This is a genomic window from Aliivibrio sp. S2TY2, from assembly GCF_028765525.1.
GTDB classification, from domain to species: Bacteria; Pseudomonadota; Gammaproteobacteria; order Enterobacterales; family Vibrionaceae; genus Aliivibrio; species Aliivibrio finisterrensis_A.
This window is the reverse complement of record NZ_JARACS010000014.1, coordinates 77115-89293: the sequence shown is the minus strand read 5'-3', so window position 1 is coordinate 89293 and position 12179 is coordinate 77115. Positions and strand designations below refer to the sequence as shown.

Annotated in this window: 11 protein-coding genes; 6 read left to right on the top strand and 5 right to left on the bottom strand. The window is 38.3% G+C overall.

Going from position 1 to position 12179, the window contains the following annotated elements; translation table 11 throughout:
- Positions 1–473: 473 nt before the first annotated feature.
- Positions 474–1397: a LysR family transcriptional regulator gene (locus PVK63_RS17200; RefSeq protein ID WP_130085971.1), complete on the bottom strand. Its 924-nt coding sequence runs from the start codon at positions 1395–1397 to the stop codon at positions 474–476.
- Positions 1398–1857: 460 nt separating this feature from the next.
- Positions 1858–2796, bottom strand: a complete 939-nt coding sequence (locus PVK63_RS17195) for a LysR family transcriptional regulator (RefSeq protein WP_130044020.1) — start codon at positions 2794–2796, stop codon at positions 1858–1860.
- Positions 2797–2928: 132 nt separating this feature from the next.
- Between PVK63_RS17195 and PVK63_RS17190 the strand changes: the two genes are divergently transcribed.
- The gene (locus tag PVK63_RS17190) at positions 2929–3576 is read left to right on the top strand and encodes an AcfA family outer membrane beta-barrel protein (protein ID WP_130085972.1); all 648 of its coding nucleotides are present in this window, start codon (positions 2929–2931) and stop codon (positions 3574–3576) included.
- A 44-nt stretch (positions 3577–3620) separates the two neighbouring features.
- Positions 3621–3983 (top strand): YgiW/YdeI family stress tolerance OB fold protein, encoded by a 363-nt coding sequence (locus PVK63_RS17185; RefSeq protein WP_130085973.1) that lies wholly within the window; start codon positions 3621–3623, stop codon positions 3981–3983.
- 70 nt (positions 3984–4053) lie between these two features.
- On the opposite strand, the gene PVK63_RS17180 is transcribed toward PVK63_RS17185, so the two are convergent.
- Positions 4054–4797, bottom strand: coding sequence for a copper homeostasis protein CutC (locus PVK63_RS17180; protein WP_130085974.1), 744 nt, complete (start codon positions 4795–4797; stop codon positions 4054–4056).
- A 247-nt stretch (positions 4798–5044) separates the two neighbouring features.
- Positions 5045–5653, bottom strand: coding sequence for a peroxiredoxin C (locus tag PVK63_RS17175; RefSeq protein WP_122034387.1), 609 nt, complete (start codon positions 5651–5653; stop codon positions 5045–5047).
- 148 nt (positions 5654–5801) lie between these two features.
- On the opposite strand from PVK63_RS17175, the gene PVK63_RS17170 reads away from it, so the two are divergent.
- The 3 genes from PVK63_RS17170 (at position 5802) to aceA (ending at position 10223) form a co-directional block, all read left to right on the top strand.
- Positions 5802–6701 carry a hydrogen peroxide-inducible genes activator gene (locus PVK63_RS17170; RefSeq protein WP_130044024.1) on the top strand — a complete coding sequence of 300 codons (900 nt, stop codon included), beginning with the start codon at positions 5802–5804 and terminating at the stop codon, positions 6699–6701.
- A gap of 574 nt (positions 6702–7275) precedes the next feature.
- The gene (aceB, locus tag PVK63_RS17165; RefSeq protein WP_274440785.1) at positions 7276–8880 is read left to right on the top strand and encodes a malate synthase A; all 1605 of its coding nucleotides are present in this window, start codon (positions 7276–7278) and stop codon (positions 8878–8880) included.
- 14 nt (positions 8881–8894) lie between these two features.
- Positions 8895–10223: an isocitrate lyase gene (aceA, locus tag PVK63_RS17160; RefSeq protein ID WP_105055318.1), complete on the top strand. Its 1329-nt coding sequence runs from the start codon at positions 8895–8897 to the stop codon at positions 10221–10223.
- Between the two features lie 96 nt (positions 10224–10319).
- Here the strand turns inward: aceA and PVK63_RS17155 are convergent, their stop codons facing one another.
- Positions 10320–10763, bottom strand: coding sequence for a CBS domain-containing protein (locus tag PVK63_RS17155; RefSeq protein WP_130044027.1), 444 nt, complete (start codon positions 10761–10763; stop codon positions 10320–10322).
- 243 nt (positions 10764–11006) lie between these two features.
- Here PVK63_RS17155 and queA point away from each other — a divergent pair, with 243 nt between their 5' ends.
- On the top strand, positions 11007–12059 hold the full coding sequence (gene queA, locus PVK63_RS17150; RefSeq protein WP_130085976.1) for a tRNA preQ1(34) S-adenosylmethionine ribosyltransferase-isomerase QueA: 1053 nt from the start codon (positions 11007–11009) through the stop codon (positions 12057–12059).
- Positions 12060–12179 lie beyond the last annotated feature (120 nt).

Below are 12179 nucleotides of genomic sequence, written 5' to 3'. Positions count from 1 at the left end.
ATCCGTGCTTTGTTTGATCTTTAATTGTTTTGATGGAGCTATAGTAAGAAATCCTTGCATACATCACTAATCACTAGTGTTTATCTCATTCATAACCAGAGCTTATTAATGAGGAGGGGAGTTTTAGGCATAAAAAGTAAAAAGCCCCTGCACCAAGTTACCTATGCAGGGGAGAGAGTTACCAACAGGTAATTATTTATCTTGTAGCATTGATTTTATTGATATAAATAAAATAATTAGAGGGAGTGAAAGCATAATTAAGAAAGTCATAAATCCCCAACGTTTTAAAAGCGTAAATTGAATCCAACTTCATAACTGTTTTCTGTTCTTGTTTTATCTAGCCAATCAGAAAAAAAACAGATTCGCGCCATTCGTGAGAAGTATATGAAATGTACAAAAAATCCTCTAATCCCTTAAAAGAATAGAGGCTTTAACGTTGAGTTATTAATGAGAGAAATGAATAAGACTAATAACTAGTGGTTATTATTGAGCAAGGGTTGCAGTATGTTTTTTAACCATAGCATGGTCGGGTTATTTCTATTTTTATGATGATAATAAGCACAAACTTTTGGATTAATATCTTGATTATCAAAGAGTATTTTTAAACTTCGTAATTGAGTCTGATGTTCAATATCTAAAAATTTTGAGGCAGGAAACATCATGTCAGAGTTATGAATAACATCAATAACGGCTGATGGTAATTCAGATCTAAAACCAATATTTGCTTCTAAGCCTTTAATCTTTAATATTTTTTCAGCTAAAGATTGATGAGAATTCCAATCAACAGCAATGACAGTTGCTAATTCAAAATGAACGCCATCTTTTACTTCAATACTGTTACCTTCATATGGGTGGTCTTTTCTTACATAGCCAGTAAAACGGTCTTGAGCGATTGGTTTTTGAATTAACTCTTTTGGTGCGTGGCCTATCTCATAATTAAGGCCTAATTGAACTTCATCATTAATAATGTCGGTCATTGTTGATTTGGACCAGTTTAATAATTGTACTTGAACATTGGGTGCTTCAGCTCTGATTGCTTGAAATAACTTATTGGCAATAGCGCTTAAAAGAAAAGGAGATAGCGCTAGTTTTATAACACCTTCAAGTTCTTGAGGGTTAAACTCATTACTTTCATTTAATGTAGAAGAAAGCTCATCGAGTATTGGGGATATGCTTTCCGCTAGCTGATTTGCGTATTCAGTTGCACGCAGCCCGTGATGGGTTTTGACAAACAACTCATCATTAAAATGATCACGTAAGCGTTGTAAAGCTTTACTGATTGCAGGCTGAGATACAAATAAGCGATCAGAAGCTTTACGCATATTTCGTTCTTGATGTAGAACGATAAATGTCCTTAAGAGGTTTAAGTCTAAACTGGAGAATAAATCTTTAGCCATAATATCAATCCTTTGATTTTTTATTATTTGAACAAAGAAATTAAGAAGGGTAAAGAAAAAAAGCCTCTGTATGAGAGAACAGAGGCGATACTACCGGTATGGTGAGTTGTCAAAGACAGAAATAGAGTTGCAGTAGAAATCTATTACTAATTTGGTATCAGTATTAGATAAAAGTGCCCTACCAATCCTTAGTGGGGGATTTTAGACATGATACATTTGAAGTAATGTTAAGTGCTCTCTAGAAGTTAAGTTAGGTTTTAATAAGAGAAGTGAAATGTAAAAGATAGCAATTATTGATAGCGTCAATGCAACTTTCTTCATCTAATATGAGTCTCAATATTAATTATCTGTTTCCGTTTGATGGAATGAATAATATTGAGATAGGCGATTGTTTTCTAATCACCTGTAATTATATTGGTTATAAGTATTACTTATTTCTTCGGTTTATTTTCGTTCTTGATTATAATTTTTCTTTAATGTTTGCTTCTGATAATAAATCTGTAATCAATTGATTTATCCAATGGTGTAGGGCATTTTTTTTATGCCTTTGATGGTAGTAACTATAAATAGGATAGTTTAATGGAATATCATCAAAACAGAGGTCAATACGTCTTAAGCCTGAATATTGATGTATAGGAAAAAGTGAGGTAGAAGGGAAGTACATATCCGTATGCTGAACCACATCTATTAATGCCATTGGAAGTTCTGAGCGAAATCCTATTTTGTGTTCAATATCCATATTGGTTAGAACTTCACTCGCTAAGCTTTTATTATCGTTCCAGCCAGGGATGATTAATGATGCAAGTTCATAGCCTTCAAAATCATAAGGTGTCGCGATAGTTTTCTTTATTGGGTGATCCTTCCTAATGATTACGCAACCTGTTATTGTCATTAGGTTTTTTGAAAGTAATTCTTTTGGAACCTTGTCATATTCGTAATTGATTGCCATATCTAACTTGCCTTTAGAAAGATCATCAAAAGTTGATGCTGACCAATTTACAAGTTGTAGATCGACATTGGGTGCCTTTTCTTTTATTTCATGAAATAACGCGCCAGATAAGCAGGTTAATACTTGAGGTGCTAGAGCTATTTTTAGCATTTTATTTAAATTTGCGGGCTGAAATTCTTGAGAGGCGTTTAATACTGAAGATAAACCATCTAAATAAGGCTGGATATTTTCAGCTAACTCTTCAGCAAAAGGGGTTGGTTTAAGACCATGACGAACTTTAATGAATAGCTCATCATTAAAATGGTTACGCAGTTTTTGTAGCGCTTGGCTGATTGCCGGTTGTGAGACAAATAAGCGTTCAGAGGCTTTGCGCATATTTAACTCTTGAGAAAGAATTAAAAAGGTTCTCAATAAATTTAAATCTAATGTAGTGAACAGATCTTTTGCCATAGTGAATTATTTCCTTATAAATTTAAAATTATTTAATCACTCTTCACGCTTCCTTCACGATCTATCCTCTATAGTACCTACATAACGAATTAAGACCAAGCTTAACCCCATGATTATAGGATTGAATTTATAATGAAAAAGTATTTATTTTTGCTAATGACTGCAACTTCAACAGCAACGATTGCGGCACCATACGTTGGTTTAGAATATGGTGTAACAAACATGAGTCATGATTACTCATCTACTTTTTCAGAAAATACTGGAGATATTACGCTAACTCCTGATGATTCAAGTTCAGCCTTTGGTGGCTTTGTTGGCTATCGTTTTAACGATTTTGGTCTAGAATTAGGTTATAAGAAATTTGAGAGTGATGACTCGAAGGGTAGCGGTAAAACGTTATCGACCGAGAAACCTGGCTATACAGAAGAACGTGAATGGGATGCCGATTTAGATGCGAGTCAATTTACGTTTAAACCAGTCTATTTCTATAATATTAATGAAAAGCTACAGTTAAAAACGGGCTTAGGTTTAACGTATACTCAATATAAATTTGACTCTTCAGCTTATACTGAACATGAAAATGATTTAACAGATCATGAGTATACAACGGATTATGTTCCAGGTAATTCTAAATCAGAAAGTGCTTTAGGTGGTATTGCAAGCATAGGTATTGAATACATGGTGATCCCAAACCTAGCTCTAGGTGCTTCAGCAAGTTATCAAGCGGATAGCGTAGCTAATTCTACATCGTTCATGTTGAGTTCAGCTTACTACTTCTAATATAGCGTTATCAGTATTTAATTATAAATTTCGGACACAATAAAATGAAAAAAATTATCTTAGCAAGCACATTAGTATTAGCATCTTCAACAGCATTTGCTGCACAAAACGCCCCTGTTACAGGTGGATTCAATGGTCCTAGCTCTGTTTCAGTAAGTACTGTGCGTTCAGCGTTAGATTCAGATGATGATGCAGCGGTAGTATTGACTGGTTACATTACGTCATCACTGGGTAATGAAGAATACCAATTTAAAGATGCTACTGGTGAAGTAAGAATTGAGATTGATAATCAAGATTGGAACGGTATCGAAGCAACACCAGAAACGAAATTAGTTATTCATGGTGAAGTCGATAAAGAGTGGACAGAGACGATGATCGACGTTAACTCTGTTCAACTAGCAAAATAGAAAACGCAGTTATCTAATAATAAAAATGCCAGGGATAAAGTCTCTGGCATTTTTTCATTAGCGTAAGCGGTTATTTAATTATTTGTCTTACAGCATCAATTTTTTTAGCATCAGTAACTGGAACAATAAAATCATCCAAATCGCCCGTTCCCATTTTTACGCCGTCTAATACTAATTTCATTTTACTTGGACGAGTTGATTTTCCAGATAAATGAATTTCAGTTATGCCTGTCTTTTCAATGATCTCTTTTGCATTGTCAGCGGTGACGCCTGCTCCCGCCAATATTTCAAATCGCCCATTTGCTAATTTAACCATTTCAGTCAAAACGTTAATACCATCGTAGGCATTCGCTGCAAGTCCTGAGGTCAGAATGCGTTCACATCCAAGCTCTGCAATATTTTCAATCGCTTTTTTATAATTAGAACATTGGTCAACGGCGCGGTGGAAGGTAACGCCTAAGTCATTGTCATTAGCGATTTTCATTAGCCGTGCAGACAATGGCATATCAATATCGCCATTGGCTTTTAATACTCCAAAGACGACACCCTGTAAGCCAGCTAATTTTGCCGCATGAATATCTTCAATCATGGCTGATATATCGTCGTTGTCATACAAAAAATCGCCTTGGCGAGGGCGGATCATGGCATAAACAGGAACAGAAGAAATAGCGGCTGCTTTTTTCATAAAACCAAAGCTTGGCGTTAAGCCACCAAGAGCAAGTGAAGAGCAAAGCTCAATACGATCAGCACCACCACTAATGGCATTATGCAGTGATTCTAAGTTATCAATACAGACTTCAATTTTAATAGACATGATGTGTAGAAAAAATAATTGGGAATAGAGTAGTGTAAGGGATATTCAACCTTAGATGTGTGAAGAGGTCGTCAGAATTACGTGCGAGAACAAAGAAAAAGCCCCGAAGATAACTTCAGGGCTTTTAGTATTAGGCAAACTTTCTGATTTTAGGCTACTGCGTTTATACGCTTTTAATATTCTAGCCACATGCACCGTTGAGCTTAGGTGCAGTTGAGTATTTGATGTAAATACTCTAGGTTAGCAATTACTTGCTTAGGTCGTCAGCGTGTTCAGATAGGAATGCTGCAACGCCTTTTGGAGATGCGTCCATACCTGCTTTACCTTCTTCCCATTGTGCTGGACAAACTTCACCATTCTTCTCGTGGAAGTTTAGTGCGTCAACCATACGTAGCATTTCGTCAATGTTACGACCTAGTGGAAGATCGTTAACTACTTGGTGACGAACAAGACCGTCAGCATCGATTAGGAAAGAACCACGGAAAGCAACGCCAGCTTCTGGGTGCTCAACGTCGTATGCTTTACAGATTTCGTGCTTAACGTCAGCAACTAGTGGGTACTTAACTTGACCAATACCGCCATCTTCGATAGCAGTGTTACGCCATGCGTTGTGAGAGAATTGAGAATCGATAGAGATACCGATTACTTCTGCGCCTTTAGCTTGGAAGTCAGCTAGACGGTTGTCAAAAGCGATTAGCTCTGAAGGACAAACAAAAGTGAAGTCTAGAGGGTAGAAAAATACTACCGCTTTCTTACCTTTAGTGAATTCTTTGAAGTTGAAGTTATCAACGATTTCGCCATTACCTAGAACAGCTGCAGCAGTAAAGTCTGGTGCTTGACGACCTACTAGTACCATTTTTGAATCTCCTAAAAATTAGATTTCCCAAACTTCGTGTTTGGCTTTGTTTTTGAAAACAATAAATTGTTTCAACAGGACAAACTATAGTACAAAAGGTATGATTGAAAAAAGCGAATTAAATAGATTAATGTAATCGAGAAAAACGATGAACAAATGGCCATCATTAAAACAGTTACACTACTTTATTACCCTGCATGAGACTCGCCATTTTGGTGACGCAGCAGAAAAGTGTTTTGTCAGCCAATCAACATTAAGTAAAGGAATACAAAATCTTGAAGAGTTAATTGGTTGCCCTTTATATGAACGAGATAAAAAGACACTCGTGTTTACACCTATTGGTGAAAAAGTAGTAGAGCAAGGACGAGAGCTATTAGCTAAAGGCCAAGATTTAATTGAGCTAGGGTCACTTTGCCAAGGTGATGCGATGCAAGGGCAGCTTCGAGTCGGTTGTATCCCGACTATTGCGCCTTTTTTGTTGTGCGATTTAGTTCAAGAAGTGAATCAAACCTACCCACAACTAACTCTCTTACTAAGAGAAGACACGACAACTAATTTATTAGCGGCGTTGAGACAAGGTCAGTTGGATGTTCTTATTCTTGCTTTGCCTGTTGATATCGGTGGAATGGAGAGCCTAATTGTAGGGCATGATCCGTTTAAAATGGTCATAAGTAAAGATCAAGCACGCTCAATCTCCACTCCGATTCATTATGATGATCTCCCGGATGAATACGTCTTCTTATTAGAAAAAGAACACTGTTTAACGGAACATGCTGTCTCTGCATGTAAATTGACGAAAAAAGAAAAAATTAATCCATTCACGGCAACCAGTCTGCACACTTTGGTTCAGATGGTTGCAAATGGATTAGGTACTACCTTTATTCCTCAAATGGCGATTAAACATGGTTTATTAGATAACCAAAACCTTGTGGTGGTTGAGCCACCGGGTCAAGAAGCGTCGCGAGCTATTGGCTTAGTTTGGCGCCCAAGCTCTTCTCGTTTACAGGCTTTTCATCAGTTAGCTGATATTGTTAAGCATATTTTATAGCTTTATTTTTGTACTTAAGGCACTTATTTATTGATTTAAATAGGTGCCTTTCTACTTTTGAATGATAGGGCAATTAGTGACCAGATTCTCACTTTTCTATATTTCTTATTAAACAGATCTGACCAGTTTATTTCTTCTCTTCTTGTTGTATATCGCCACTTTCTTTTTACTCCCCTCTAAATAAGCTCAAGTGTTATCAATTTTTTATGCTATCCCGCTGTTTTCTTTGTGAAATTAAAACTGTGAATTTTACATGTTCAATTTTACAAGTTTAATTTGTGTAATTTTACAACGTAAATAGCAGATCATCCCCTGATGTCCATGTTATCAGTTTGTAAAAATTAAACTTTGACAATTCTCTTTATAGAGCATTTACTCATAACTCAACTTTCTGATTTATGTCGACATCTTATTGAAATATCAAGGCAGTATTAGCCTTTAGTAGGGGTTGTAATTCATTCGCTCTTTCGAGAATGTAATAGACGTAAACAGCAAGAACGATAAATAGGATGAAACATGAATACTGATTCGTAGTGTTTTAGTTACAAATGTAATTTTGCCGGAGGCGCAGACCATGACAGATACCATGACGACGAAAGAACAAGAATTATCCATTATTGGGCCGAGTCTTCCTCAAGTTGATGAAGTATTAAGTGCAGGAGCGATTCGCTTTCTTACCCATCTTGTCGAAAAGTTTGCGCATCGAGTTCCTGAACTTTTAGAAACCCGCAAAGTAAGACAGCGAAAAATAGACGCAGGACAACTGCCCGATTTTTTAACGGAAACACGTTCAATCCGAGAATCTAAATGGAGTATTCAAGGTATTCCAAGTGATCTTCAAGACCGACGTGTTGAGATCACAGGCCCAACAGACAGAAAGATGGTAATTAATGCATTGAATGCAAATGTAAAAGTATTCATGGCTGATTTTGAAGATTCATTAGCACCGTCATGGGAGGCGGTACTTAATGGTCAAATTAATCTTCGAGATGCAATGAACGGCACAATCCAATACACCAACCCTCAAACTCAAAAGGTATATCAGCTTAAGCAAGATCCTGCGGTATTGATTTGTCGAGTTCGAGGTTTGCATCTTCCAGAAAAACACGTGCTTTTTAACGGTGTTGCAATTCCCGGAGCTTTGTTTGATTTCGCGCTTTATTTCTATCACAACTACCAGACGTCATTAAAAAAAGGCAGTGGCCCGTACTTCTATCTTCCTAAACTACAAGCCTACCAAGAAGCGGCGTGGTGGAGTGATGTATTTACCTTTGCTGAGCGTGAGTTTGGTTTAAAGCAAGGTACGATTAAGGCGACAGTACTGATTGAAACCTTACCTGCTGTGTTTGAAATGGATGAAATTTTATACAGTTTGAAAGAACATATTGTTGGATTGAATTGTGGCCGATGGGATTACATTTTTAGCTACATTAAAACCTTGAAAAATCATCCGAATCGCGTGCTACCTGATCGCCAAGTGGTGACCATGGAAAAACCGTTTTTAAATGCCTATTCACGATTACTGATCAGAACGAGTCACCGAAGAGGAGCGTTTGCGATGGGAGGAATGGCCGCCTTTATCCCATCGAAAGATCCGGTAAAAAATGATTGGGTGTTAAATAAAATTCAAACCGATAAATCACTGGAAGCCAATAATGGACACGACGGTACTTGGGTTGCTCATCCTGGGCTAGCTGATACTGCAAGAGCGGAATTTGACAAGGTTTTAGACTCGCGGATCAACCAATTGGATATTAGCCGAGAAAATGACCATCCCATTACCGCAGAAGAATTATTAGCACCTTGTGAAGGAGAGAGAACAGAAGAGGGCATGCGTCATAACATTCGAGTCGCGGTTCAATATATTGAAGCGTGGATCACAGGTAATGGGTGCGTGCCTATTTATGGATTAATGGAAGATGCTGCAACGGCAGAAATATCACGAACGTCTATTTGGCAATGGATACAACATGGGAAAACCTTAGATACAGGCGCTGTTGTAACGGCTGATTTGTTTAGAACCATGTTATTAGAAGAGATGAAAGTTATTGAACAAGAATTGGGAACAGAACGCTTTGATTCTGGCCAATTTACTCAAGCAGCAAAACTGATGGAGCAATTGACCACCAGTGATCAACTAACAGACTTTTTAACACTACCTGGCTATGAATACTTATAAGAGAGGGAACTATTATGACGACATTTAAACCGCAAACTCGCCAACAACAAATTGATGCATTGGAAAAAGACTGGGCAGAAAATCCACGTTGGGATGGAGTAACTCGTCCTTATACCGCTGAAGAAGTTATTAATCTTCGAGGATCTTTTGCACCAGAAAATACCATTGCACAAAAAGGGGCTGACAGGCTATGGGAGCTGGTGAATGGCTCATCAAAAAAAGGGTATGTAAATTGTCTTGGCGCACTAACGGGTGGACAAGCAGTTCAACAAGCGAAGGCGGGAATTGAAGCTATTTATTTGTCAGGTTGGCAAGTAGCAGCGGATAACAACACTGCATCAACCATGTATCCAGACCAATCGCTATACCCGGTAGATTCGGTACCTTCGGTAGTGAAACGTATTAATAATGCCTTCCGTCGTGCGGATCAAATTCAATGGTCAACAGGAACAACACCTGAAGAGGGAATTGATTATTTTCTTCCGATTGTTGCCGATGCAGAAGCCGGTTTTGGTGGTGTACTTAATGGCTATGAGTTGATGCGTAATATGATTGAATCAGGTGCGGCTGGGGTTCACTTTGAAGATCAGTTAGCGTCAGTAAAAAAATGTGGTCACATGGGAGGCAAAGTATTAGTACCAACTCAAGAAGCGGTACAAAAACTAGTAGCTGCACGACTAGCAGCCGATGTGGCAGGCACAACGACATTGGTTATTGCAAGAACCGATGCCAATGCCGCAGATTTGCTAACCTCAGATTGTGATCCTTATGATCAAGAGTTCATTGAAGGGGAGCGTTCGGCTGAAGGTTTCTATAAAGTGACCGCAGGTATTGATCAAGCCATTTCTCGTGGTCTGGCGTATTCACCTTATGCTGATTTAGTGTGGTGTGAAACCGCAACGCCATGTTTAGAAGAAGCGCGTAAATTTGCAGAGGCGATTCATGCAGAGTATCCAGATCAACTGTTAGCCTATAACTGTTCGCCATCGTTTAACTGGGAGAAAAACCTGGATTCAGAAACGATTGCTAAGTTCCAACAAGAGCTGGCAGACATGGGGTATAAATACCAGTTCATTACGTTAGCGGGTATTCATAACATGTGGTTTAACATGTTTGAACTAGCGCACTCTTATGCACAAGGTGAGGGAATGCGTCATTATGTTGAGATGGTTCAGCGTAAAGAGTTTGAAGCAGCAGATAAGGGCTATACTTTTGTTGCACACCAACAAGAAGTAGGTACAGGCTACTTTGATAAGATGACAAATACCATTCAAGGTGGAAATTCATCAGTGACCGCACTAACAGGCTCAACAGAAGAAGAGCAATTTAAAACCAACGCTTAATTAATGCTAACCCCATATCCACATAATAAAAAAGAGTCGAATTATCACGTTTTAGGGAGAATGGAGTCTCCCTTTCTTTTTTCCTGTTAATTATTGCTATTCATCGATCTCCATAGGGTCGACTTCCTCTTGCAGCTCTAATAGATTAATGGCGATGGTCACAAAATCTGAGTCTGTAATTATTCCTACCAACTTCCCATGGTCAACAACAGGTAAACAACCCACCTTGTGCTTTTGCATAAATAAAGCCGCAGATTTTAATCCACCGTGCGGAGAAATACTCATTACATTTTCATGCATAATGCTATTTAGAGGGATATCAAGCACAGAAAACTCTTCTAATGTTGGTTTCTCTAAACAAGAAGATTGCGCAGACAATAGATCTCGTTGAGTGACGAGGCCAATTAATGCTTGGTCTGTATCTACAATGGGTATGTGCCTAATACAGTGTTCGTCCATGAGTGCTTTAGCATCTTCTAAAGAGTTGGAGCGAAGCAATGTATGAGGGTGAGTCGTCATCATGTCTTTAACGGTAAACATAGTGTGCTCCTGCTATCGATAAGTCCTACAGTAAATATAGTGCGAGATGAAAGAGAAAAGTGAGAGCTAAGTTGATTTTTGAAGAGATAAAAAGATTGATGCGACTTTCTCTGTTTAATGTCAATTTCATTAGTTAAAGTACATGTTTATTGAAAAATTGAGAGGTATATTGCTTCATCTCTTGCTATTGCTCTGGGCGTGAATATACTACTCTGTCTGCCATTTTTGATGAAGAAGTAAACCATGCAAGTATCCGATTTCCACTTTGAATTACCCGATGAACTTATTGCTCGCTACCCTCAACCAGAGCGTACGGCAAGTCGCCTATTACACCTAAATGGTAATAGCGGTGAATTAATTGATGGTCAGTTTACTGATGTGCTTGATTTAGTACAGAGTGGTGATCTTGTTGTATTTAACAACACTCGTGTTATTCCAGCTCGTATGTTTGGTGTTAAAGCATCAGGTGGCAAGCTAGAAGTATTAGTTGAACGAGTGCTTGATGAGCATTCAGTATTGGCTCATGTTCGTTGTTCTAAATCACCAAAACCGGGTAATCAACTATGGTTGGGTGAAAACCAAGAATACGAAGCGGAGATGGTCGCTCGTCACGATACCCTGTTTGAAATTCGCTTTACTTCAGAGAAAAAAGTATTAGATATTTTGGACGAAATTGGCCACATGCCATTACCTCCTTATATCGACCGTCCAGACGAAGACGCGGATAAAGAGCGCTATCAAACGGTATACAATGAAAAACCGGGGGCGGTTGCTGCTCCAACGGCGGGTTTACACTTTGATACAGAGATTTTAGAAAAAATGAAAGCAAAAGGCGTAGAATTTGCCTACGTTACGCTTCATGTTGGTGCAGGAACATTCCAGCCTGTACGTGTCGATAATATCTTAGAACATCACATGCATTCTGAATATGCAGAAGTATCTCAAGAAGTGGTTGATGCCATTAAAGCAACCAAAGCTCGTGGTGGCCGTGTTGTTTCTGTTGGAACGACTTCGGTTCGCTCATTAGAAAGTGCGGCGCAACATGCATTAAAGCAAGGCACAGAGCTAGCACCATTTTTTGATGATACTGAAATTTTTATCTACCCAGGCTATGAATTTCAAGTTGTTGACGCTTTAGTAACAAACTTTCACTTACCAGAGTCTACACTTATCATGCTTGTGAGTGCATTTGCAGGGTATGAAAATACAATGAAAGCTTACGATCAAGCGGTGAATAATCAATATCGTTTCTTTAGTTACGGTGATGCGATGTTTATTACGAAGAAAACCGCGTAATAAAGAGTCGATGGCTGTATTAAAGCCAGTAATATACTAGATTGAAATTTCACTCACGGAGCCAGTGAAAGTAGGAAAACAGGACGTTTTCGACCATATAAACTGCATTATTTGGTTTTA